The sequence below is a fragment of the Olsenella profusa genome (genome assembly GCF_016900315.1).
Classification (GTDB): Bacteria; Actinomycetota; Coriobacteriia; order Coriobacteriales; family Atopobiaceae; genus Thermophilibacter; species Thermophilibacter profusus_A.
In genome coordinates, this window is sequence record NZ_JACSNQ010000001.1 from 38225 (window position 1) to 61089 (window position 22865).

Genomic DNA, 22865 nt, shown 5'->3' on the forward strand with positions numbered 1-22865 from the left:
TAGCGCGCAACAGGTTCGGTTTTCAAAGCGCCGCCAAACCGATCACGCGAAACGATCTCGGTTTTCAAAGCGCCGCCGGCCCGGCCATGCGCAACGCCCTCGTATATCAAAGCGCCACCAGCCCGGCCAGTCGAGAAGAGCCCAGCCGCACGCGCGCCGCGGCGCAGGCCCCGCGCAAACCGGGTGACGTGCGTAAACCGGTCGTTTCCGTCCCCTTGCACGGGGGGCGGAAAACCGGTTATATTCTTTGTCGTCGAGCATTCGGCACAGTCACGGTACACGAAGATGAAACGCAGCCCACGCCGTCGACGCACCAGCCCCGCCATTGGGGCGCAATCTCATGGTTCGAGGGCCGTCTCGTCTTCCTTCCCCGGAAGGAGCGGGAGCGCATGAACAGAAGAAACCCTGCCGTCGTTGCTGGCCTTGCCGGCACCCTGGCGCTCGGTGCGCCCCGGGCTGCCGGCGCCCTCTCGCTGACCGAGGCCATCGACGGCCTCCTTCCCACCCCCACGATCGCCTTCTCCGCCGGCGTCATCGGCGGGGCGGTGCTCACCGGAGCCGTTATCGGCACGGCGACGCTCGTCTCTCGTCGCCGAGCCCGTCGGGACGCCGAGGCGTCGAGTGCTTCTTCGCTCGTGCCCACGCCCGAAGCCGGGGGCTCGGCCTCTGCCGAGAAGGACCGGGACGCCGAGAGCGCGTCACCCGCGGAGCGCGGAGCCGCCGCCGGGTCGGCGAGAAGGCCACGCCACCTGCGCACCGACGTCCCCGACGACGAGCCGGAGGCCCCTCGCGCTGCCGCGCCCAGGGCTGACGCCGCGCCTGCAGACGCCGACGCCCCCTCAGCCCCCGCTCGCCCCGGCGCCCGCCACGCCGCGACCGACTACGAGCAGATTGCCACCAACTACGTGGGCTGCGCGAGCTTCCGCGAGCGGATGGCGCACCGCGCTGCCGGCGTGGCGGCCACGCTGCGCGAGCGCATGGGAGCAAGCCGGATGGAGGGCGTGCCCGTGATCGAGCGCGCGGACGGGTCCGTTGGCGACGTGGGCACCTCATGGTGGGAGCTGGCGGTGGGCTCTGCGCCCGCCCCGTCCGTCACCATGAGCGACCTCGCCTCGGCGGCGGCGTCCGCCGCCATCCCGTCGGACTTCTCGGTGACTGACGCCGAACGCCTGGCAGCGGCGGCACGTCGCTCCGCAGACATCTCCCGGCGCGTCGCCCTTGTGGACGAGGGCGCCTACCCCGAGCACCGGACCGTGGACGACCTCTCCGCCGACGACGACTGGGCGGCGGCGCTCCGCTCGCTCGACGAGCGCATTGCGGAGGAGGGCCCGACTCAGGACCCCATTGGCTTTATCGACGTTGCCGGCGGCGCCGACACCCTCGACGAGCCCGACGGCCTCGAGCCGGACACCTCCTTCATCCCGTTCAAGACCCCGGCGGGCCACCCCGAGGTCGTGGACACGGACTCCTACGTCGACTACCTCATCCAGGACGAGTTCTCCAAGAACTCCTCGACCGCCGCGCGTCGGAGCTCGCGCCGCTTCCTGCGGGTCCTCGAGGGCGGCACCCAGGCCACGCAGGGCGCCTCGCGTCACCTGGCGGACGCCGAGCCGCGGACGGGACACGCCGCCAAGCACTTCCCGGCGCCAGAGGCGGCAGAGGCGTAATGGTCCGACGCGACGACCGGGCGCGTCGGGCCCGCTGGTGGGCCGTCGCGCTTGCGTGCTGGGTGGCCTTCATCTGGTGTCACTCGCTCGTGCAGGGGCCGCAGTCCTCGCTTGAGAGCGGCATGGTGGTCTCCCTCGTCCGTCCGCTCTTCGAGACGCTCGGCGTGACCGACGCCGACCTCATGTCCTTCGTGGTGCGCAAGTGTGCGCACTTCTCGGAGTACGCGGTGCTCGGCGTTCTCTCGAGCGGGCTGCTGCGCGCCCGGCGGCGCGAGACGGGCGCCCGCCCGCTCCCGGCGGGCCTCGCCGTGGCCCTTGTGCCGGTCGTCGACGAGTGCATCCAGCTTGGCATTCCCGGGCGCACGGGCCAGCCGACCGACGTGCTCATCGACCTCTCCGGGCTTCTCGCCGGGGCGCTTCTGGCGACGCTCGTGGCACGCCTTCGCTCACGCCGCGCGCCAGCGGGCTAAGTATTGTTTCAGCTCTGTTAGCTGCATCACGGCTCGGTTAACAAACCCTCCACATCGCTTTTGCCCGCCTGCGCAGGAGCGTACGGTGAACCCACGCTTTTACCAGAAAAGCGACGGGAGGAGATAATCATGTTCAAGAGCGTTTCCAGGCGTCAGTTCGTCCAGGCATCCGCCGTCGCGGCGGTCGGCCTTGGCCTGGTCGGTTGCAGCGGTGGCGGCGAGTCGACCTCCGAGGGCGGCTCCGACACCATCAAGGTCGGCATCCTCGGCCCGCAGACCGGCTCCGTCTCCAACTACGGCATCGCCTGCGCCAACGGCGCCAAGCTCTACTTCGACCAGCTCAACGCCAACGGCGGCATCAACGGCAAGCAGGTCGAGTACACCGTCGAGGACGAGAAGGGCGACGCCACCGAGGCCGTCAACGCCTACAACATGCTCGTCGAGAACGGCGTCGTGGGCATCGTCGGCGACGTGACCACCGGCCCGACCGTGGCCGTGGCCCAGGCCTCCGTGGCCGACAACATGCCCTGCGTGACCCCGTCCGCCACCGCGGCCGACGTCGTCACCTACGGCTCCAACTACTTCCGCGCCTGCGTGACCGACCCTGAGCAGGGCCGCGTTATGGCCGACTTCGCCGCGGAGCAGGGCTACAAGACCATCGGCACCATCTACCTCAACGGCGACGACTACTCCCAGGGCGTCAACGACGCCTTCGTCGAGGAGGCCGAGGCCAAGGGCATCACCATCGCCGCACAGGAGGCCTACGCCGACGGCGACGTTTCCTTCTCCGGCCAGATCACCAACCTCATGGCCGCAAACGTCGAAGCGATCCTGTGCCCCAACTACTACGAGGACGACGGCATGATCGTCACCCAGGCGCGCGCCGCGGGCTATGACGGCGTGTTCCTCGGCGTCGACGGCTGGTCGGGCATCGTCGGCGGCGACTCCGACTACGCCTCCGCGGCTGACCTCCACGACTGCTACTACTGCTGCGCCTTCTCGGCCTCTAACACCGACGAGGCCGTCCAGCAGTTCATTTCCGACTACACCGACGCCTATGGCGAGGCGCCTACCAACTTCTGCGCGCTCGGCTACGACGCCGCCATGGTGCTTGCCGCCGGCATCACCTCCGCCGAGGAGGCGGGCCTGGAGGCCGGCTCCGAGGACTACAAGCAGGCCGTGATCGACGGCATCGCAAACGGCACCGTCAAGGGCATCACCGGCTCCATCTCCTACGACGGCACCGGCGACCCGGTCAAGTCCTCACTGATCCTGACCTTCGACGCCGAGGGCAAGGAGCAGGTCCAGGAGACCATCGAGGCCTAGGGGCCGTTCCTCTGACCGCTGTCTCGTCCGGGGGCATCGGGCGCGCGCTGCCCGGTGCCCCCGTCCGGTTTTGCGAGCGGACACACGACCTCTGGAACCGACCGCAGAAAGGAAGTGACGTGTCGTGCAAGTTCTGATGCAGGTGCTCAACGGCCTGCAGCTCGGCAGCATCTACGCGCTCGTGGCGCTGGGCTACACGATGGTCTACGGCATCATCCTGCTGCTCAACTTCGCCCACGGCGACATCATCATGGTGGGCGCCTACATATCCTGGCTCGTCATGGCGCAGCTCGGGATGCCTCCCGTCCTCGCCATGATCTTGTCCGTGCTCGGCTGCACGCTGCTCGGTGTCATCATCGACAAGGTGGCCTACGCGCCCCTGAGAAACGCGCCGCGCCTCTCGATCCTCATCACTGCCATCGGCGTCTCCTACTTCCTGGAGAACGGCGCACAGCTCGTCTTTGGTGCCGACGCCAAGGTGGTCCCGGCCTTCACCGACGTCTCCACCATCCAGGTGGGCGGGGTCTCGGTTTCCTTTGCCGCCGTGGCAACCGTCGTGGTCACCGCGGTGGCCACCGTGGTGCTGACGCTGCTGGTGCAGAAGACCAAGCTCGGCAAGGCCATGCGCGCCGTCTCCGAGGACATGGGTGCCGCCCGCCTCATGGGCATCAACGTCAACAACACCATCTCGTTCACCTTTGCGGTGGGCTCGGCTCTCGCCGGCATCGGTGCGGTGCTCTACGCGATGGCCTACACCCAGGCAACGCCGACGATGGGCATGATGCTCGGCACCAAGGCCTTCGTGGCGGCGGTGCTCGGCGGCATCGGCTCGATTCCGGGCGCCGTCGTGGGCGGCCTGCTCGTCGGCTTCGCCGAGGTCATCGTCACCGCGCTCGGCCTCTCCGTCTGGAAGGACGCCGTGGTGTTCCTGCTGCTCATCATCGTGCTCATCGTGCGACCCACCGGCATCTTCGGCCGTACCATGAGCGAGAAGGTCTAGGGGGGTGCAGAACATGGCTAACAACACTCCCGACACCGAGGCGCGCCCGGTCATCTCCGCCAGCGCCTCCAAGGGCAACACCGGCGTCTACCGCCGCCTGCCCATGCCGGCCCGCTATGCGATCAACGCGGTGCTCGTCCTGGTGTTTCTCGTCGTGGGCGAGCTCATGATCGACGGCGGCGCCATCACGCGCTACCAGTCCACGGTGCTCGAGCAGGTGGGCATCTACATCATCCTTGCGGTCTCGCTCAACATCGCCACCGGCTACCTGGGCCAGCTCCCGCTCGGTCACGCCGGCTTCATGTCGGTGGGCGGCTACGGCTGCGCGATCTTCATCATGCACATGATGGAGACGCTCGGCGTCACCGCGCGCGACTTCGTGACCGGCTCGCCGGTCTGCGGCCTGCTCTTCGTGGGCGGCATCATCGTGGGCGGCCTCTGCGCCGCGATCTGCGGCCTCATCATCGGCATCCCGGCCCTGCGCCTCAAGGGCGACTACCTCGCCATCATCACGCTGGCCTTCTCCGAGATCATCCGCGTGGTCATGCTCAACATCGACGACGTGCTCGGCTTCAAGCTCACCGGCGGCGCCGCGGGCCTCACCGGCATCCCCGGCTACACGAGCTTCCTCAACGTGTTTCTCGTCGTGGCGGTGGTGTGCTTCCTCATCCACACGATGATGAAGTCCCGCCACGGCCGGGCGATCCTGGCCATCCGCGACAACGAGATTGCGGCCGAGGCCACCGGTGTCAACACCACCTACTACAAGACGCTCGCCTTCGTGGTGTCGGCCTTCTTCGCCGGCGTGGCCGGCGGCCTCTACGCGGGGTGCATCGGCGTCCTGCAGCCGGCCGTCTTCGGCTTCATGAAGTCCATCGAGATCCTCGTCATGGTGGTTCTCGGTGGCATGGGCTCGATGCTCGGCTCAGTGATTTCCGCCACCTTCCTGACGATCCTGCCCGAGGCGCTGCGCGCCTTCTCCGAGTACCGCATGATCGTCTACGCCGTCGTCCTCATCCTCGTGATGATCTTCCGCCCGCAGGGCCTTCTCGGCTCCTACGACTTCTCGCTCTCCCGCGTGATCGAGCGCGTGATGAACCGGGACTTCCCCTGGAGCCACCGCTCCGACAAGGGCGAGAAGGACCTCCCGCAGGGGCGGGGTCGCTCGCAGGAAAGCGACGACGACGCGAAGGAGGTGAGCGCCGATGCCAGCCGATAAGAAGCGCCGTCCCGTGCTCGTCCAGGTTGAGACGCCCAACCTCATCCCCGAGCGCGACCTGGGGCAGATTCCCGTCCTGCAGGCCGAGCACCTCGGCATCGATTTCGGCGGCCTGACCGCCGTGGACGACTTCAACATCGCCATGGGCCGCACGGAGATCTCCGGCCTGATCGGCCCCAACGGCGCCGGCAAGACCACGATCTTCAACCTGCTCACCAACGTCTACAAGCCCACCCGCGGCACCGTGCTGCTTGACGGCTACGACACGGCGGGCAAGTCCGTGGCCGAGGTCAACCACATGGGCATCGCCCGCACGTTCCAGAACATCCGCCTGTTCTCCCAGATGACGGTCGAGCAGAACGTGCTCGTGGGCTTTGGCAACCAGATGAAGACCCACCTGCTGACCGACATGTTCCGCCTGCCCGCCCACTGGCGCCAGGAGGCCGAGTACCACGACAAGGCGCTCGAGCTGCTCGACATCTTCGACATGCGCCGCTATGCGGACACGCTGGCGGGCAACCTTCCCTACGGTGCCCAGCGCCGCCTGGAGATCCTGCGCGCGCTGGCCACCTCCCCGAAGGTGCTGCTGCTCGACGAGCCCGCGGCCGGCATGAACCCGGCCGAGACCGAGGAGCTGATGGAGAACATCCAGAAGATTCGCGACGAGTTCCAGATCGCCATCCTCCTGATCGAGCACGACATGTCGCTCGTCATGGGCGTGTGCGAGGTCGTGGGCGTGCTCGACTACGGTCGCATCATCGCCAAGGGCACCCCGGAGGAGATCCAGAACGACCCGAAGGTCATCGAGGCCTACCTCGGCAAGCAGGGGGTGAAGTAGATGGCTATGCTCTCCGTGCAGGACCTGCACGTCTCCTACGGCGCCATCAAGGCGGTCCGCGGCATCTCCTTTGACATCGACGAGGGTGAGATCGTCACGCTGATCGGCGCCAACGGCGCGGGCAAGTCCACCACGCTCAACACGGTGGCGGGCCTGCTCAAGCCCGAGAGCGGCACGATCGAGTTCGACGGTGCCTCCATCGCCGGTGTGCAGGCCCACAAGGTGGTTCAGTGCGGGCTTGCGCTCTGCCCCGAGGGCCGGCGTGTGTTCACGCAGATGAGCGTGGCCGAGAACCTCGAGATGGGCGGCTACACCCGCTCCGACGCCGAGAACCGCGAGACGCTCGAGAAGGTCTACGAGCACTTCCCGCGCCTCAAGGAGCGCCGCGGGCAGGTTGCCGGCACGCTCTCCGGCGGCGAGCAGCAGATGCTAGCGATGGGCCGCGCCCTCATGAGCAAGCCCCGGCTGCTCATGCTCGACGAGCCCTCGATGGGTCTCGCGCCGATCCTGGTGGAGGAGATCTTCAGCATCATCAAGCAGCTCAACGAGTCCGGCACCACGGTGCTCCTGGTCGAGCAGAACGCCAACATGGCGCTCAAGATCGCCGACCGCGCCTACGTGCTGGAGACCGGCACCATCAAGAAGACCGGCACGGGTGCCGAGCTGCTCGTGGACGACGACGTGCGCAAGGCCTACCTGGGCGGGTAGGGGGCGCGTCCCGACCACAGACCACAGACGCTGGCGTCACCGGCGGCGGGCCTCCTCCCGGGCCCGCCGTCGTTTTGTTGGCGCGCCGTGCGCACCATCTCTGGACGTTCTGTCAGGCCAAAGTGTCCGGAAACGGTACTTAAAAGTTTTGACGCACCGCCTCCGGACGTTTTTGGCGAGAAGAACGTCCGAAAACGGTGCGTCAAACCAAGCTAGTGCACCTCGACGGTGGTGCCGAGGGTGTTGGCGGGGAGGGTCTGGAGCCAGTAGCCGGGGCAGGTCTGGGCGAACGCCTCGGCCACGCGGGCGGCGGCCTCGTCCCCGTCGGCCACGGCGAGCATCGTGGAGCCGGACCCGGAGATCATGAAGGCACAGGCGCCGGCCTCAAGCGCCGCGGCGCGCAGCGGCTCGTAGTCGGGGATGAGGCGCGCGCGGTACGGCTCGTGCAGGCGGTCGTGGCAGGCGGCGCCCAGGAGTGCGGCGTCCCCGGTCTCAAGCGCGCGTACCACGGCCACGCAGCGGCCCATCTGCCAGACGGCCGTCTCGCGGGAGACCTCGGTGGGAAGCACGCGCCGCGCGTCGGCCGTGCGCACCTCATAGGGCGGCGCCACGGCAACGAAGCGCAGGTTGTCCGCCACGTCCATGCGGGTGGACGTGGTCGTCTCGCCCTCCACGAAGGAGCTCACGAGCCCGCCCAGAAGCGCCGGGGCGACGTTGTCCGGGTGCCCCTCGAGGCGCACGGCGAGCTCGAGCGCCCGCGCGCGGTCGAAGCCGTTCGGCGAGAGGGCCATCGCCGCGCCGATGCCGGCGATGACGCAGGCCGAGCTCGAGCCGAGGCCGCCGGAGAGTGGGATGGGGGAGAGGATCGTGATGCGCAGCGGGCGCGCCTCGAGCCCCAGCTCACGGCAGGCGTCGAGGTAGCTCTGCCAGACGAGGTTGTCCTCGCCGCGGAAGCGCTCCTCGCAGCCGTCGACCTCGAGCCGCTCGGCGGGCGTCATCAGGAAGGTCGCCGTGAGGTCGAGCGCCAGGCCCAGGCAGTCAAAGCCCACGCCCACGTTGGCACTCGTGGCCGGGACGCGCACGATGACAATGGGCCGCTCGCGGCCGTCCGCCCCGATCACAGGAACACCCGCGCGCAGGAGGACTCCACGAAGGCGCCCATGCGGTCGCGGTCGCAGACGTCCTCGTGCAGGATCGGCTCGGCGCGCAGCCCCGCGAGCTGCCGCGGCGCCACGGTGCCCGTGAGCCGCTCGAGCACGTCCATGCAGGCAAACCCGTTCATGCCGTCCGTGACCTCGCCGAGCGCGCCGAGCACGTCGGCGGAGAACTTGTAGGGGCTCGCCGTGGAGAGGCACACGCGGGCACTGCCGTCATCCTCGATGCCGTCGAGCACGCACTTGGCCACGGCGGTGTGCGGGTCGATGAGCACGCCGAGCTCGTCCCAGGTGGACTTGATCGCGGCCCGCGTCGCCGCGTCGTCGGCGCGCCCGCACGCAAAGATTGCGCGAATCTTGCCCATGACGGGCTCGGGCACCGTGTAGACGCCCTTCTCGCCGAGGTCGGCCATGAGGCGCGCGACGAGCTCGCAGTCTCCGTCCGAGGCAAAGTAGAGCAGGCGCTCGAGGTTGGAGGACACGAGGATGTCCATCGACGGCGAGATGGTCTTGTGGAACGTGCGCCGGCGGTCGTAGGTGCCGGTGGTGAGGAAGTCGGTGAGGACGTCGTTGGCGTTGGAGGCCACGACGAGACGGCGCACGGGCAGGCCCATCCGCCGTGCGTAGTAGCCGGCGAGCACGTCGCCGAAGTTGCCGGTGGGCACGCAGAAGGTGACCTCGTCGCCCATCTCCACGGCGCCGCGGCGCACGAGCTGGGCGTACGCGTCGAAGTAGTAGGTGACCTGCGGGGCCAGCCGGCCCACGTTGATGGAGTTGGCGCTCGAGAGGGCCACGCCGCGCGCGCCCAGCCGCTCGGCGAGCGCGCGGTCGGCGAAGATGCGCTTGACCTCGCCCTGGCAGTCGTCGAAGGTGCCGCGCACCGCGCACACCGCCACGTTGGAGCCGAGCTGCGTCACCATCTGGAGGCGCTGGACGTCGGACACCTTGCCGTCGGGGTAGAACACTGTGACGCCGGTGCCCTCCACGCCCGCGAAGCCGTCGAGCGCGGCCTTGCCGGTGTCCCCGGAGGTGGCGGTCACGATCATCACGCGCCGGCCGTCCGCGCCGCGCGCCACGCTCATGAGGCGCGGCAGCATCTGCAGCGCCACGTCCTTGAAGGCGCAGGTGGGGCCGTGGTAGAGCTCGAGCAGCCAGTCGTCTCCCAGCGGCGTCACCGGGCAGACGGCGGGGGAGTCCCACTGCGGGCCGTAGGCGCCCTCCACGCAGCCGGCAAGCTCGGGCTCCGTGTAGTCGGAGAGCAGCGTCCCCAGCACGAGGCGGGCGGTGTCGTGGAAGCCCTGGGTGCACACGCCGGCCAGGTCGAGGCTCTTCTCGCCGAGCTCGTCGGAGACGTAGAGGCCGCCGTCGGGTGCGATTCCGGCCATGATAGCTTGCTTGCTTGTTACGGGATTATCAGCCGAGCGCGTGCTGTGGTAGAACGTGGTCACGGTTGCTCCTTGCGTCCGGGCCTGGGCTTGGTCAATCCGGCTTCGTCAGAGCCTTGGATGCAAGTATCATAGCCTCCGAGGGGCGCGCCCCGCGCGCCGGACACATATTCGAAAGATTGGACGTCAATGAAGATCGCCCTTCTCGGCTACGGCACGGTCGGTCGCGGCGTGGACGAGATCATCTCCACGCGCGTGAGCGAGGTCGAGGTCGCACGCATCCTCGAGCTCCCCGACCGGCTGAGCGACCCCCGCATGACCGCCAGCATCGACGACATCCTGAACGACGACTCCATCGAGCTCGTGGTGGAGTGCATGGGCGGCCTCGAGCCGGCGCGGACCTACATCATGGGTGCGCTGGAGGCCGGCAAGCACGTCGTCACCTCCAACAAGGCGGTGGTCGCGGCCAACTTCGCGCGCTTCGCCGCCACGGCGGCCTCGACGGGCGCGGGCCTCTACATCGAGGCGTCGGTCGGCGGCGGCATCCCGTGGATCGCGAGCATCGAGAAGGTCCGTCGCATCGACGAGGTGACCTCCTTCTCCGGCATCATGAACGGCACCACCAACTACATCGTCGACGCCATGCGCCACGCGGGCGAGGACTTCGACGCGGTGCTCGCGCGCGCCCAGGAGCTCGGCTACGCGGAGCGCGACCCCTCCGCCGACATCGACGGCGTCGACGTGCTCAACAAGACCATCATCACGGCCTCCGTCGCCTTTGACGTGGCATGCGAGAAGAACCTCCCCACGTCGGGCATCCGCAACCTGCGCGCCTCCGACCTGGAGCTCTTTGCCGGCCACGGGCGCACGGTGAAGCTGCTCGGCCGCGGCGTGTGCGCGGACGGGCGCTACGCGGCCGCCGTCGAGCCGGTGGCCGTGGCGGCCGACTCGCTCGAGGCCAACGTGCCGTCCAACTTCAACCTCGTGACGCTCGACGCCACCACGGTCGGCGAGCTCAAGTTCTACGGCCAGGGCGCCGGCAGCCTGCCCACGGGCAACGCGATCGTCCAGGACGTGCTCGACTGCGCGCGCGGCTTGCGCCGGCCCGTCTACGACTTCTCGCGCCCGCTCGCCTACGATCCGTCGCTTCTGCGCGGCGACTACGTGCTGCGCACCGAGGCGCGCCTCGGCGACGCGGAGCCCTTCGGGACGGGCGCCGTCCTCGTGCGCGACCTCACGGCCGAGGGTGCCCGCGCGCTGCTCGACGAGGCGCTTGCCGCCGACCCCACGACGTTCATGGCCGCGCTTCCCGCCAGCCCCTCGTCCTTCTCGCCAGACTCCGCCCAGGAAGGCTAGGTCACCCATGATCAAGATCGCCAAGTTCGGCGGCTCGTCCGTCGCCTCCGCCGAGCAGTTCCGCAAGGTCAAGGGCATCGTCGAGGCCGACCCCGACCGCCGCTTCGTGGTGGTGTCGGCCGTGGGCAAGCGCTTCTCGGCGGACAACAAGATCACCGACCTCCTGCTGCTCGTGAACGCCCACATCCAGTACCACGTGGACTGCAGCGCGCTGCTCGCCGACATCGAGCAGCGCTTCCTCGACATCGCCGAGGAGCTCGGGCTCAAGTGGCCGGTGAGGGAGCGCTTCGAGACCTTCGCCAAGAACATCAAGAAGCACTCGCCGGAGTACATCGTGTCTCGCGGCGAGTGGTTCACGGCGCACCTCATGGCCGAGTACCTGGGGATGCCCTTCGTGGACGCCGCCGACGTGGTGGTCTTTCACCACGACGGCAACGTGGACATGGAGCGCACCGCCGTGCGCCTCAAGGACGTGATGGCGCGCCAGGGCTGCTTCGTGCTGCCCGGCTTCTACGGCGCCACGGTCGACGGCCAGATCAAGCTCTTCCAGCGCGGCGGCGGCGACATCACGGGCGCCATCCTCGCGCGCTGCATCGACGCCGGGCTCTACGAGAACTGGACCGACGTCTCCGGCTTCCTCTCCGCCGACCCGCGCATCGTGGACCACCCGCGCTCGATCCGCCGCATCACCTTCGACGAGATGCGCGAGCTCTCCTACATGGGCGCCTCGGTGCTGCAGGAGGAGGCCATCTTCCCGGTGCGCGAGGTCAACATCCCCATCCAGATTAAGAACACCAACCGTCCCGAGGACGAGGGCACGATCATCCGCGAGAAGGCGGCTGCCGGCGAGGACGAGCACCTCCTCACCGGCATCGCCGGCAAGCGCGACTTCATCTCCGTGCACATCAAGAAGGCGCACATGTCCGGCGAGGTGGGCGTGGTGCGCCGCGCGCTCTCCATCTTCGAGCGCTACGGCGTCTCCGTGGAGCACATCCCCACGGGCGTCGACTCGTTCTCCGTGGTGGTCAACGGCGCGGACGTGCGCGACTCGATCTACTCGATCGTGGCCGACATCCGCCGCGAGCTCGAGCCCGACGACATCACGATGATCGACAACCTGGCCCTGCTGTCCGTGGTTGGCCGCAACATGTCCAAGCGCTCCGGCACCTCGGGCAAGATCTTCGGGGCCCTCGGCGACGCGGGCATCAACATCCGCATGATCACGCAGAGCTCCCAGGAGATCTCCATCATCATGGGCGTGGAGAACGAGGACTTCGAGCACGCCGTCCGCGTGATCTACGACCGCTTCGTCCGCGACGAGATGGTCTGATACGAAGGGACAGTCCCTTTGTCTCATTCTGAGAAAGGAAGCGCCATGAGCGAGAAGACCGTTGCGATCCTCGGCGCCACCGGCGTGGTGGGCCAGCAGATGCTCCAGTGCCTCGAGGAGCGGAACTTCCCGGTGGGCCGGCTCGTGCCGCTGGCAAGCGAGCGCTCCGTTGGCAAGACCGTCCGCTTTGTGGGCGAGGACGTCCCCTGCGAGGTGGCGCGCCCGGAGGCCTTCGAGGGCGTGGACATCGTGCTCGGTGCCGCCGACGACGCCACGGCCCGCGAGCTCCTGCCCGAGGCCGTCCGCCGCGGCGCGGTCTGCGTGGACAACTCCCACGCCTTCCGCCTGGAGCCCGACGTGCCGCTCGTGGTGCCGGAGATCAACGCCGCCGACATCGCGGGCCACCACGGCATCATCGCCAACCCCAACTGCGCCACGATTATCGGCCTCGTGCCGGTGTGGCCGCTGCACCAGGCCGCGGGCGTGACGCGCCTCGTGGTCTCCACCTACCAGGCCGCCTCGGGCGCGGGCATCGCGGGCATGCGCGAGCTCGAACGCGAGCAGCGCGCCCTTGCCGCGGGCGAGGAGGTGGGGGAGACCGCCCCCTTCGCCTACCAGCTGGCCGAGAACCTCATCCCGCAGATCGGCGGCTTCAACGAGGAGGGCTACACCTCCGAAGAGATGAAGATGCTCAACGAGGGCCGCAAGATCATGCACCTGCCGAGCCTGCGCGTGAACTGCACCTGCGTGCGCGTGCCGGTGGTGCGCTCCCACTCCGAGTCCATCACGGCCGAGTTCGAGCGGCCGCTCTCGGTTGAGGAGGCGCGCGAGCTGCTTGCGGCCGCGCCCGGCGTGAAGGTGGTGGACGACCCGACGGCGCTGCGCTACCCGATGCCGCTCGACACGTCCGACCAGGACCTCATCTACGTCGGCCGCATCCGCCGCGACCTCTCCGCGCCGGAGGGCGCAAGCTCGCTCACCTTCTGGTGCTGCGGCGACCAGATTCGCAAGGGCGCGGCGACCAACGCCGTGCAGATCGCGGAGTACCTGGTGTAGGACGCTCCCTTGCGCGCAGGCCCGTGCAGCCGGCGGTACCCCCCTTGCGGACGGCGTCCGCCGGGGGTGCCGCCTTTTTTGTTTGAGGTTCATACGTTGAGGTCCTTCTCGCCATGATGGCGAGAAGGACCTGGGGGTGAGCGGGGGGTCTGGGAAGGAGGGCGGCGGCTGGCGAGAAGGGCCTAGAACCCGGCGACGACCTCCGGCGTGAGCCGCCTGGCCACCGTTACGGCGAGCTCGGCCGTGGCCTTGACGTCCTCGAGCGCGCAGATCGCGGTGCCGGCGTGGACGTGGCGGCAGGGCACGCCGGCCACCACGCACGGCACGTCGAGCAGGTGGGTCGGGCCGCCGTCGGTGCCGCCGCCCACGCGCACCGACGTCTGGGCGGGCAGCCCCGCCTCGGCCGCCACCTGCAGAACGAAGCGCTGGTAGCGCGGGTTGGTGATCATGCAGCGGTCGAAGTAGCGAAGCATCGGGCCCTGACGCAGCGCGGCCTGGACCTCGTCGGGCGCGGAGAAGGTGTCGTCCGCCGGGCACCCCTCGAACATGAACGCCACGCTCGGCGAGAAGTGCCGCACGGCCGCGGCCACCCCGCGCTCGCCGACCTCCTCCTGTGCCGACACCGACGCCACCACGTCAAAGGGGAGGTCGCCCTTGCCGGAGAGCTCGCGCAGGGTGAGCAGCATCGCACACACGCCCGCCCGGCAGTCGAAGGCCTTGCCCAGCGCCACGCCCGTGCGCGCGTCAAACGAGAACGAGGTCGCGGGCACAAACGGCTCGCCCATCCCCATGTGGAAGCGCCCGACGGCGTCCTCGCGCGAGGTGGCGCCCACGTCGAGCACGAGCGGCGCCTTGCCGGAGGCCCGCTCGGCCTCGCTCCAGAAGTGGGGCGGCTTCACGCCGATGACGCCGCGCACCCACGAGCCGTCCGTCGCGCGCACCCACACGTCCTGCCCGGCGAGCACGTTCGGCGAGAAGCCGCCGAGCTCGACGAAGCTCATCGTGCCGTTGGAGCGGATGGCGCGCACCATGCCGCCCACCTCGTCGCCGTGGGCGTCCAGCATGAGCACGGGCTTCTCCCCGGTGAAGCTTCCCAGCGTGATGAGGCCGTCGCGCAGGGTGTTCTCCTCCACGCGCGCCCAGCCCGTGCAGAAGCGCCGGACCACGTCAAGGACCTCGTCCTCGAAGCCCGAGGGTCCCTTCGCCTCGGACAGCGCGCCCAGAAGCGCGACCACCTCGGTATCGTCAAAGCGCATGGTTCCTCCTGTCGCCGTGGGCGGGCCCCTGCAGCGGGGCCTCGGTTGGCAGTATAGGCCTTGGCGAGAAGGACGGGCGGGGTGCAGGGCGGGGCGGGTGTGGGGTGCCCGCGACCTGCCAACCGCGTCTGCTCGAACCCGCGGGGCGGGCCGCGCGTCGCCCGCGACCCCGTCCGACCGCGTCTGCTCGCGCCCGTGGGGTGCTAAGCTGGTTGCAGACAATCGCCCTGCCCCGCGCCCGCGGCCCGATCAAGGAGCACCCCATGGCCCTTCTCGCCAGCTATCACCTGCCCGGACTCTTCGTGGAGGACCGCTCGATCGAGGTCCCGCTTGACTGGCGGGGCACCACGCCGGCTCGGCTTGCCGGATGCAGGCAGGCCGCTCCGGACTCGGCGCTCCTGTCCGCGTCCGCGGCGGCAGCGCTCGACCCCGCGCTGGAGGGCCGCTCGCTCTCCCTCTTCTACCGCGTGGTCTGCGCGCCTGAGAACGTGGGGCGCGATCTTCCCTACCTCGTCTTTCTTCAGGGCGGCCCGGGTGGGGCGGGGCCGCGCCTCACCTCTCCCACAAGTGACGGCTGGGTTGCGGAGGCCGTGCGTCACTTTTGCGTGATCCTTCCGGACCAGCGCGGCACCGGGCGCTCCAGTCGCGTGGACGGCGTCTCCATCGCTCGCGAGGGCGACGCTGCGGCACAGGCCCGCTTCCTCAAGTGCTTCCTGGCCGACTCGATCGTACGTGACTTCGAGTACCTGCGCCTGACCGAGCTCGGTGGCGCGCGCTGGGTCACGCTCGGCCAGAGCTACGGCGGGTTTCTCACCCTCACGTACCTCTCGACCTTCCCCGGGGCGGCCTGTGCGAGCTTCACCTGCGGCGGCATCCCGCACGTGCCCGCGAGCGCCGACGAGGTCTACGCGCACACCTTCGGGCGCATGGCGTCAAAGACGCGCCTGCTCTACGAGCGCTACCCGGAGGACGAGAGGCGCGTGGGGCTGCTTGCCGACCGCCTGGCCGCGGGCGAGGCGCCGGTGCTGCCGGACGGCTCGCCGATGACGGTGCGGCGCCTGCAGTCGCTGGGCCAGGGCCTGGGCATGAAGCCTGGTCACGAGCGCCTTCACAACCTCCTCGATCTCGCCTTCTCCGCAGGCGACGGCAGTGCGGACGCGGCACTCGCGGCTGCCGGGGGTGACGTCGCGCGCGTGGAGGTCTCCGATGCGTTCCTTGCCGGGGTGTGGTCAGCCGCGAACGTGCGCGCGAATCCGCTTTATTGGGTGCTCCAGGAGCTCATCTACGCCGACGGCGAGCTGGACGCCCCGATCGCATGGGCGGCCGAGCGCGCGTGGCAGGCGCGCTCGGAGTTTTCCGAGGGCGCGCGGCCGTTCATGCTGACAGGGGAGGCGTGCTTCCCGTGGATGTTTGAGCAGCAGCCGGAGCTTGCGTCCTTTGCCGGCGCGATGGATGCGCTCATGGCGGACACGAGCTTCGGCCGGCTCTACGACGAGGTACAGCTTGCCGCAAACGAGACGCCGCTCACGGCTGCCGTCTACTTCGACGATCTCTACGTTGACTCAGGCCTGCAGCTTGACACGCTCTCCCGCGTGGGTGCAAGCCACGCCTGGGTGACCAACGAGTTTGAGCACGACGGCCTCCACGGTGACCGCGTGTTCAAGCACCTCCTGGGGCTGGCCCGCGACCGCGGCGACCTCGACGGGGTGCTGTAGGGGCTGAGTTGCAACAGTGTACGTACCCTCCCATCGGTTACGTACACTGTTGCTATCTTGATGACGAGAAGAACAACGCAGTGACCTGCGGTTTCCTCGAAACTGAGGTGACGCCGGCTTCTGAAAAGTGTACGTAACCGGTGGGGGTGTACGTAACCGGCGGGGAGCGTACGTAATCGACGACTGGCGACGAGCACGCACTGCAAGCCGCTCCCTCGTATGGCCCTGCCGCTGTGCCGCATGCATCCTTTGCACCCATGGACAGTCGACCCGCTCCCTCGCCCCTTCCGCCGACGCGGGGCCACCGCTGCCGGAGCGACCGGCCCTGCGCCGGAGAGGGGGCTCTAGAATTCCCGTAAGCATTTTGCCGACGGGAGGTGCTTCAATGTCCGACTCCATCACACAGACCTACCACGATCTTCGCGACCAGTGGGACGCCCTCACCGACGAGCGGCGCGAGGTTCTTCTCGCCGGCTTTGTGCCCGACTATGTCTACAACTCTGAGAAGATAGAGAACCCCGAGCTCACGTTTGCCACCGCCCGGGAGGTCGTCGAGCGCGGCGCCGTCACCGGCTACACCGGAGACTGCCAGCTCCTCACCGAGACCTACAACCTCAAGGTCTCCTGGGAGCTTGCGCGTGCCAAGCTCGCCGAGGACCCGTGCCTCTCCGAGGAGCTCGTCTGCCAGGCCCAGGAGCTCGTGACCATGGGAACCTACAGCGAGAAGCTCCTGCTGGCGGGGGAGCGCCCGGGCCTCTTCAAGCTCGGGAACTACGTGGGCGGCCCGGCGAGCGTGGGCATACCTGCGGTCAAGGTGCCCCATGAGGTGGGGGTGCTCGCCGACGACGTGAACACCTATCTGGAGGAGGGCCGCCGCTCCCTCACCATAGCCGCGTTCCTTCACGCCAAGATCTTTGACATCCACCCGTTCGCGGATGGCAACGGGCGCACCGCGCGCCTGCTCATGAACGGCGTGCTGCTTGCGATGGGCATGCCGCCAATCGTGATTCACGCGCAGAACCACGCCGCCTACCACGCCGCGCTCGACGTCTTCCATCTTGAGGGGGACCTCAACCCGCTCAAGCGCTTCCTCATGACCGAGGCGGTCCTCACCTGGGAGGGCCTGCTCGGGGAGGACGCCTAGCAGCTGGGTGCGGCTCGCGGCTCGCGGTGGGCGTAAGGTGGGCGTTCTTCTCGCCGGCGCGGCGGGACGGGACGTCGAGGCACCGCTGCACTTCGTGAAAATGCGAATTCGCCAAAAAAAGTCCTTGCATCGAGCCGCGGGGTAGTGCAGAATAGTCGAGCCGCCTGAAGAGGTTCGCAAAAATGGTGGGTGTAGCTCAGTTGGTAGAGCGACGGACTGTGGCTCCGTAGGTCGAGGGTTCGAGACCCTTCGCCCACCCCATTTCAACTGAATATGGATCGTTAGCTCAGCTGGTAGAGCAGGGGACTCTTAATCCCAAGGTCCAGGGTTCGAACCCCTGACGATCCACCATCTTTGGATCGTTAGCTCAGCTGGTAGAGCAGGGGACTCTTAATCCCAAGGTCCAGGGTTCGAACCCCTGACGATCCACCACGATAGCTTCGGCCGGGCGTCTCTGGATGCCCGGCCGTTTTTTGTCTTGTCCCGGGTCTGGGACCGCGGTCGGCCGCGCGGGCGGCGACTGCGCAGCTGGGTCTCTGGCCGCGCGGGCGGCGGCCGCGTGACTGGGTCCCCGGCTCCGGCTTCGCGTCCTCTCGGCGGTGTCGCCTTGTGTCCGCGCGCCGTGATACGCTGTCACGGTCAGGGGGGAGGCTTGCATGGCGTACAGAGGACTGAGGCCACGGGCCGGCGCGCCCAGCGCGGGAAGGCTGCGGGCGCGCAGCCCGCTTGCACTGGTCTTTGCGCTGGCGGTCACGCTTACCGCTGGCATCGGGACCGGGGCGCTGCCCTCGCTCGGCTCGATGCCGACGCCCGCCACGAGTGTTCCGGCCTCCGCCTCGTTTGACGAGGGGGTTCCCGGCACCTGGGACGCCGAGGCCTACCCCGAGTACTACCGCGTCCTCGGCCCCGCCGTCGTGAGCGACGAGCCCGCCCCCGGCGAGGCCCGCTACGAGGGGCTTGACGACCTCGGGCGCACCGGTGCCGTCACGGCCACGGTGACCTACGACATGATGGAGGCCGGCAGCGACCGCGAGCGCGCCGACATCTCGGACATCCACCCCTCGGGCTGGGGCCACAACGAGGAGGTCGACATCCCCATGCCGGACGGCACCTCCTACCATGGCTACCTCTTCAACCGCAGCCACCTGCTCGCCAAGTCGCTCGGCGGGGCGGACGCGGCGGAGAACCTCGTGACCGGCACGCGTACCCAAAACGTCGGCGACAACCACGGTCAGGACGGGGGCATGGCCTACGCCGAGGGCCTCGCGCGCGAGTGGCTGCGCGCCCACCCGGACGGCACCGTCTACTACCGCGCCACCCCCGTCTACGTGGGCTCCGAGCTCGTGCCCCGGAGCGTAGTGGTGGACGTGCGCTCCTCGGACGGCTCGCTTGACCAGGAGGTCGAGGTCTTCAACGCCGCGACTGGCTTCAAGATCGACTACGCCACCGGCGCGTTCACGGCAGACTGAGGCTGCGGGCGGCCCACGTGCGGGTCCGCCGCAAGGAGGGAGAGAACCCATGCAGGAGGCAAGACCAGGCGAGAAGAACGACCAGTGCGCCCCTTCGGGCGAGAGGGACGTGCCCTCGGGGCTCGACGCCGTCCGTGCAGCCCTTGAGCCGGACCCCGCGCTCGTCGAGCGCGTTACCTCGTCCACGCGGCCGTGGGAGGGGAGGATCTTCTCGGTTGAGCAGCTGGACGTGGAGCTCGCGGACGGCTCCCACGGCTGGCGCGACCTCGTGCGCCACCACGGCGGCGCCGGAGTGGTGGCCGTGCGCGACGGGAAGGTCTGCCTGGTGCGGCAGTGGCGCGTGGCCCTGGGGCGCATGACGCTCGAGATCCCCGCCGGCAAGGTGGACGGCGACGAGCCACGCGAGGCCTGCGCCGCGCGCGAGCTCACCGAGGAGACCGGTCTTGTCGCCGAGCGGCTCGAGCTTTTGGCCGAGTCCTACGGCGCCCCCGGCTTCACCGACGAGCACACCTCGGTCTACCTCGCCCACGGCCTTACGCAGGGCCCTGCCTGCCCAGATGCGGGCGAGCTCGTTAACGTGGTCTGGGTGGACCTGGACTGCGCGCTGGAGGCCATCCGGCTTGGGCTGCTCGACGACGCCAAGACCGTAACGGGCATTCTCGCGGCCAAGACGTTCGGTATGCTATAAAATGTGGGCGCTTGACCATCGCGCCCTTAGCTCAGTTGGATAGAGCCGCGGACTTCTAATCCGAAGGTCGGGGGTTCGAATCCCTCAGGGCGCACCAGTGGGCCTGGTCGGGCCGGGCACCCCGAGGGGTGTCCGGCCCGTGTCATGCCTCTGGCCGCGTGGAACGGCGCGCTCGCGTAAATCTCGCGCGGGCGGAAGGTGTCATGAAGGCATACTGAACAGGTGTGGTCTGCTCGTTGGAAGGAGCGCACGTTGATCTACACGATGACGTTGAACCCTGCCCTTGACTATGTCATGCACCCGCTGACCCTCGACATGGGCTTCACGAACAGGTCCTCTTCCGAGGAGCTCCACTGCGGTGGAAACGGAATCAACATCTCCACGCTGCTCAACGAGCTCGACGTCCCGAGCATCGCCATGGGCATCGCCGCCGGCTTCACCGGCGACTACCTCCTGCGCCGTCTGCAGGAGAAGGGCATCGCGAGCAACTTCGTGTGCCTGGACCGCGGCTACACCCGCATCAACATCAAGCTCAACGGCATCGTCATGACGATGGTCAATGGCATGGGCCCCAAGATTCCCGAGAAGAAGGTCGACGAGCTGCTCGGCCGCATGGACATCGTGGGCGCCGGTGACACGCTCGTCCTGACGGGCTCCATCCCCAACTCGCTTCCCGAGGACATGTACTCCCAGGTCATGCGCCGCCTCGGCGGCCGCGGCATCCAGTTCGTCGTGGACGCCCCGGGTCAGCTCCTCATGGAGGCCCTGGAGATGCACCCGTTCCTCATCAAGCCGAACAACCACGAGGTCGGCCGCATCTACGGCGTCAACATCGAGGAGCCCGAGGAGTGCATGCCCTACGCGCACAAGCTCCAGGAGGCCGGCGCCCGCAACGTCATCATCTCCTGCGGAGGCCACGGCTCGCTCCTGCTTGACGAGAACGGCGCCGAGCACATCGTCCCCACCGCCAAGATCAAGCTCGTCAACGCCACCGGCGCGGGCGACTCCATGGTGGCGGGCTTCCTCGCGCAGGTCACGCGCGGCGTCGACTACGAGACGGCGCTGATCTTCGCGTCCGCCTGCGGCACCGCCACGGCGGCAAGCAAGGGCATCGCCAAGCGCGCCACGATCGACCGCGTGGTGTCCGCGCTCTACAAGAAGATGGGCCGTGCCATCCCGGGCACCATCGCGCAGGCCATGGAGAACAACCGTGCGCGCGAGGCGGCCGTGGCTGCGGCAGAGGCGGCGGACCAGGGCGAGAAGAACTAGTCGCGCCGCGCTGAGATTGGGTTTCTCGTCCCCTCGGGGGCGTGAACAAGTTGTAATGAGGCCGCCATCCGGCCTGGGACGTAGGGGGATAGAACATGTACGAGGGAGTCAACGCATCTGACGGCATCGGCATCGGCGTGGCGCGCGTCGCCGTCGAGCCCGACCTCAGCTTCACTCCGCACAAGCCCGATGACACGGGCGACGAGAAGCAGCGCTACGCCGCCGCCGTCGCCAAGTTCATCGAGCAGACCAACGCGCAGATCGAGCGCATGAAGGTCACGGTGGGCGAGGAGGCCGCCGCCATCATGGGCGCCCACATCGAGTTCGCCGAGGACGAGGGCATCCAGGAGATGGTCAACGGCTCGATTGACTCCGGCATGTGCGCCGAGCAGGCCGTCTCCGAGGCGTACGACATGTACTACAACATGTTCTCCAACATGGAGGACGAGCTCTTCCGCGAGCGCGCCGCCGACGTCGCCGACGTCAAGACCGGCCTTCTCGCCGACCTGCTGGGCAAGGAGGTCGTCGACCTCTCCACGCTGCCGGAGAACTCCATCGTCGTGGTGCACGAGCTCACCCCGTCCATGACGGCCGACATCGACAAGGACAACGTCGCCGGCATCGTCACCGAGACCGGCGGCCGCACCTCCCACTCCGCGATCATCGCCCGCGCGCTCGAGATCCCGGCCGTGCTCTCCGTGGCCGACGTCACCAAGACCATCAAGACCGGCGACATGGTCATCGTCGACGGCTCCCGCGGCCGCGTGCTCGCCAACCCGAGCGACGACGAGCTCTCCCACTACCGCGCCAAGGCTAAGCAGTTCGCCGAGGAGAAGCAGGCGCTCGAGGCCTACCGCGGCAAGGAGACCGTGACCGGCGACGGCGAGAAGGTCCTTCTCGTTGCCAACATCGGCAACCCGGACGACGCCAACGTCGCAGCCGAGCACGACTGCGAGGGCGTGGGCCTGTTCCGCTCCGAGTTCCTGTTCATGGACGCCAAGGAGCTCCCGACCGAGGACGAGCAGTTCGCCGCGTACCAGAAGGTCGCCCTGCGCATGAAGGGCCAGCCCGTCATCATCCGCACGCTCGACGTGGGCGGCGACAAGGAGATCCCGTACCTGAACCTCCAGAAGGAGGAGAACCCCTTCATGGGCTTCAGGGCCGTGCGCTACTGCCTGAACAACCCGGACCAGTACAAGGTCCAGCTCACCGCGCTGCTGCGCGCATCGGCCTTCGGCGACATCAAGATCATGATTCCGCTTGTCACCAACATCGACGAGATTCGCCAGGTCAAGGCCCTCGTGGAGGAGTGCAAGGCTGACCTTGACGCCCGCGGCGTCGCCTACAACAAGGACATCGAGGTCGGTACCATGATCGAGACGCCCGCCGCGTCGCTGATCGCCGATGACCTCGCCGCCGAGTGCGACTTCTTCTCCATCGGCACCAACGACCTCATCGGCTACACCATGTGCGCCGACCGCGGCAACGACCGCGTGAGCTACCTCTATGAGGTCTACCAGCCCGCCGTCCTGCGCTCGCTCAAGCGCATCATCGAGGAGGGCAACAAGGCCGGTATCATGGTCGGCATGTGCGGCGAGGCCGCGGCCGACCCGCTGCTGATCCCGGTGCTGATCTCCTTCGGCCTGAACGAGTTCTCCGTGTCCGCGCCGTCGATCCTGCGCACGCGCCGCATCATCTCCGAGTGGACCAAGGCCGACGCCGACGCCCTGACCGAGAAGGTCATGAAGCTCAAGACCGCCACCGAGGTCAAGGCCATGCTCCAGGCTGCTGCCCGCTAGGTCTTTCGCTTTTAGC

At 68.4% G+C, this 22865-nt stretch carries 19 protein-coding genes and 4 tRNA genes; 20 read left to right on the plus strand and 3 right to left on the minus strand.

The features are described 5' to 3' along the window. The first annotated feature begins 389 nt into the window (after positions 1-389). From H9X80_RS00155 to H9X80_RS00185, 7 genes are all read left to right on the plus strand, one after another. A complete protein-coding gene (locus H9X80_RS00155; RefSeq protein WP_204792330.1) occupies positions 390-1667 on the plus strand; it encodes a hypothetical protein in 1278 nt (425 codons plus the stop codon). Continuing rightward, positions 1667-2137, plus strand: coding sequence for a VanZ family protein (locus tag H9X80_RS00160; RefSeq protein WP_204792331.1), 471 nt, complete (start codon positions 1667-1669; stop codon positions 2135-2137). Before H9X80_RS00155 ends, H9X80_RS00160 begins: the two co-directional genes overlap by 1 nt. A 129-nt stretch (positions 2138-2266) precedes the next feature. After that, positions 2267-3463, plus strand: coding sequence for an ABC transporter substrate-binding protein (locus H9X80_RS00165; RefSeq protein WP_204792332.1), 1197 nt, complete (start codon positions 2267-2269; stop codon positions 3461-3463). 124 nt (positions 3464-3587) lie between these two features. Next, on the plus strand, positions 3588-4463 hold the full coding sequence (locus tag H9X80_RS00170) for a branched-chain amino acid ABC transporter permease (protein ID WP_428832960.1): 876 nt from the start codon (positions 3588-3590) through the stop codon (positions 4461-4463). Between the two features lie 13 nt (positions 4464-4476). Then, positions 4477-5682, plus strand: coding sequence for a branched-chain amino acid ABC transporter permease (locus tag H9X80_RS00175; protein WP_204792333.1), 1206 nt, complete (start codon positions 4477-4479; stop codon positions 5680-5682). After that, positions 5669-6520 carry an ABC transporter ATP-binding protein gene (locus H9X80_RS00180; protein WP_204792334.1) on the plus strand — a complete coding sequence of 284 codons (852 nt, stop codon included), beginning with the start codon at positions 5669-5671 and terminating at the stop codon, positions 6518-6520. Before H9X80_RS00175 ends, H9X80_RS00180 begins: the two co-directional genes overlap by 14 nt. Further along, positions 6521-7228, plus strand: coding sequence for an ABC transporter ATP-binding protein (locus tag H9X80_RS00185; protein WP_204792335.1), 708 nt, complete (start codon positions 6521-6523; stop codon positions 7226-7228). Between the two features lie 212 nt (positions 7229-7440). Here H9X80_RS00185 and thrB read toward each other — a convergent pair whose 3' ends face one another. Together thrB and thrC are read right to left on the minus strand one after the other, a co-directional pair. Further along, positions 7441-8349, minus strand: a complete 909-nt coding sequence (gene thrB / locus H9X80_RS00190; protein WP_342590833.1) for a homoserine kinase — start codon at positions 8347-8349, stop codon at positions 7441-7443. Continuing rightward, positions 8346-9830, minus strand: coding sequence for a threonine synthase (thrC, locus tag H9X80_RS00195; RefSeq protein WP_204792336.1), 1485 nt, complete (start codon positions 9828-9830; stop codon positions 8346-8348). The genes thrB and thrC overlap by 4 nt, the downstream gene beginning before the upstream one ends. A gap of 126 nt (positions 9831-9956) precedes the next feature. Between thrC and H9X80_RS00200 the strand changes: the two genes are divergently transcribed. Genes H9X80_RS00200 through H9X80_RS00210 form a run of 3 tightly spaced genes read left to right on the plus strand, consistent with a single transcriptional unit; the run spans position 9957 to position 13509 of the window. Continuing rightward, positions 9957-11123 (plus strand): homoserine dehydrogenase, encoded by a 1167-nt coding sequence (locus H9X80_RS00200; RefSeq protein ID WP_204792337.1) that lies wholly within the window; start codon positions 9957-9959, stop codon positions 11121-11123. 7 nt (positions 11124-11130) lie between these two features. Beyond that, positions 11131-12453 (plus strand): aspartate kinase, encoded by a 1323-nt coding sequence (locus H9X80_RS00205; protein WP_204792338.1) that lies wholly within the window; start codon positions 11131-11133, stop codon positions 12451-12453. A gap of 45 nt (positions 12454-12498) precedes the next feature. Continuing rightward, positions 12499-13509: an aspartate-semialdehyde dehydrogenase gene (locus H9X80_RS00210; protein WP_204792339.1), complete on the plus strand. Its 1011-nt coding sequence runs from the start codon at positions 12499-12501 to the stop codon at positions 13507-13509. 182 nt (positions 13510-13691) lie between these two features. Here H9X80_RS00210 and H9X80_RS00215 read toward each other — a convergent pair whose 3' ends face one another. Continuing rightward, positions 13692-14765 (minus strand): M42 family metallopeptidase, encoded by a 1074-nt coding sequence (locus H9X80_RS00215; RefSeq protein WP_204792340.1) that lies wholly within the window; start codon positions 14763-14765, stop codon positions 13692-13694. Positions 14766-15028: 263 nt separating this feature from the next. Here H9X80_RS00215 and H9X80_RS00220 point away from each other — a divergent pair, with 263 nt between their 5' ends. The 10 genes from H9X80_RS00220 to ptsP all read left to right on the plus strand — a co-directional run bounded on the left by H9X80_RS00220 (position 15029) and on the right by ptsP (position 22849). Continuing rightward, entirely contained in the window at positions 15029-16480 is a 1452-nt protein-coding gene (locus H9X80_RS00220) for an alpha/beta fold hydrolase (protein WP_204792341.1), read from the plus strand. A 385-nt stretch (positions 16481-16865) separates the two neighbouring features. Continuing rightward, the gene (locus H9X80_RS00225; protein WP_204792342.1) at positions 16866-17624 is read left to right on the plus strand and encodes a Fic family protein; all 759 of its coding nucleotides are present in this window, start codon (positions 16866-16868) and stop codon (positions 17622-17624) included. Between the two features lie 185 nt (positions 17625-17809). Next, positions 17810-17885 (plus strand) — tRNA-His (locus H9X80_RS00230). A 14-nt stretch (positions 17886-17899) separates the two neighbouring features. Continuing rightward, positions 17900-17975, plus strand: a tRNA-Lys gene (locus H9X80_RS00235). 5 nt (positions 17976-17980) lie between these two features. Beyond that, positions 17981-18056 (plus strand) — tRNA-Lys (locus tag H9X80_RS00240). A gap of 224 nt (positions 18057-18280) precedes the next feature. After that, positions 18281-19093: a DNA/RNA non-specific endonuclease gene (locus tag H9X80_RS00245; protein ID WP_204792343.1), complete on the plus strand. Its 813-nt coding sequence runs from the start codon at positions 18281-18283 to the stop codon at positions 19091-19093. A gap of 49 nt (positions 19094-19142) precedes the next feature. Continuing rightward, the gene (locus H9X80_RS00250; RefSeq protein WP_204792344.1) at positions 19143-19781 is read left to right on the plus strand and encodes an NUDIX hydrolase; all 639 of its coding nucleotides are present in this window, start codon (positions 19143-19145) and stop codon (positions 19779-19781) included. Positions 19782-19801: 20 nt separating this feature from the next. Beyond that, positions 19802-19878: transfer RNA gene (locus tag H9X80_RS00255), tRNA-Arg, on the plus strand. Between the two features lie 155 nt (positions 19879-20033). Further along, on the plus strand, positions 20034-21050 hold the full coding sequence (locus tag H9X80_RS00260) for a 1-phosphofructokinase family hexose kinase (protein ID WP_204792345.1): 1017 nt from the start codon (positions 20034-20036) through the stop codon (positions 21048-21050). 95 nt (positions 21051-21145) lie between these two features. Then, positions 21146-22849: a phosphoenolpyruvate--protein phosphotransferase gene (ptsP, locus tag H9X80_RS00265; protein WP_204792346.1), complete on the plus strand. Its 1704-nt coding sequence runs from the start codon at positions 21146-21148 to the stop codon at positions 22847-22849. The last annotated feature ends 16 nt before the right edge of the window (positions 22850-22865 follow it).

Excerpts from the sequence above, each read along its gene's own strand:
- H9X80_RS00175 (WP_204792333.1), top strand. The coding sequence starts at position 4,477 with ATGGCTAACAACACTCCCGACACCGAGGCGCGCCCGGTCATCTCCGCC.
- H9X80_RS00245 (WP_204792343.1), top strand. The coding sequence starts at position 18,281 with ATGGCGTACAGAGGACTGAGGCCACGGGCCGGCGCGCCCAGCGCGGGA.
- H9X80_RS00215 (WP_204792340.1), bottom strand. The coding sequence starts at position 14,765 with ATGCGCTTTGACGATACCGAGGTGGTCGCGCTTCTGGGCGCGCTGTCC.
- H9X80_RS00250 (WP_204792344.1), top strand. The coding sequence starts at position 19,143 with ATGCAGGAGGCAAGACCAGGCGAGAAGAACGACCAGTGCGCCCCTTCG.
- H9X80_RS00210 (WP_204792339.1), top strand. The coding sequence starts at position 12,499 with ATGAGCGAGAAGACCGTTGCGATCCTCGGCGCCACCGGCGTGGTGGGC.
- H9X80_RS00165 (WP_204792332.1), top strand. The coding sequence starts at position 2,267 with ATGTTCAAGAGCGTTTCCAGGCGTCAGTTCGTCCAGGCATCCGCCGTC.
- H9X80_RS00200 (WP_204792337.1), top strand. The coding sequence starts at position 9,957 with ATGAAGATCGCCCTTCTCGGCTACGGCACGGTCGGTCGCGGCGTGGAC.
- ptsP (WP_204792346.1), top strand. The coding sequence starts at position 21,146 with ATGTACGAGGGAGTCAACGCATCTGACGGCATCGGCATCGGCGTGGCG.
- H9X80_RS00225 (WP_204792342.1), top strand. The coding sequence starts at position 16,866 with ATGTCCGACTCCATCACACAGACCTACCACGATCTTCGCGACCAGTGG.
- H9X80_RS00180 (WP_204792334.1), top strand. The coding sequence starts at position 5,669 with ATGCCAGCCGATAAGAAGCGCCGTCCCGTGCTCGTCCAGGTTGAGACG.
- H9X80_RS00185 (WP_204792335.1), top strand. The coding sequence starts at position 6,521 with ATGGCTATGCTCTCCGTGCAGGACCTGCACGTCTCCTACGGCGCCATC.
- H9X80_RS00155 (WP_204792330.1), top strand. The coding sequence starts at position 390 with ATGAACAGAAGAAACCCTGCCGTCGTTGCTGGCCTTGCCGGCACCCTG.
- H9X80_RS00160 (WP_204792331.1), top strand. The coding sequence starts at position 1,667 with ATGGTCCGACGCGACGACCGGGCGCGTCGGGCCCGCTGGTGGGCCGTC.
- H9X80_RS00220 (WP_204792341.1), top strand. The coding sequence starts at position 15,029 with ATGGCCCTTCTCGCCAGCTATCACCTGCCCGGACTCTTCGTGGAGGAC.
- H9X80_RS00205 (WP_204792338.1), top strand. The coding sequence starts at position 11,131 with ATGATCAAGATCGCCAAGTTCGGCGGCTCGTCCGTCGCCTCCGCCGAG.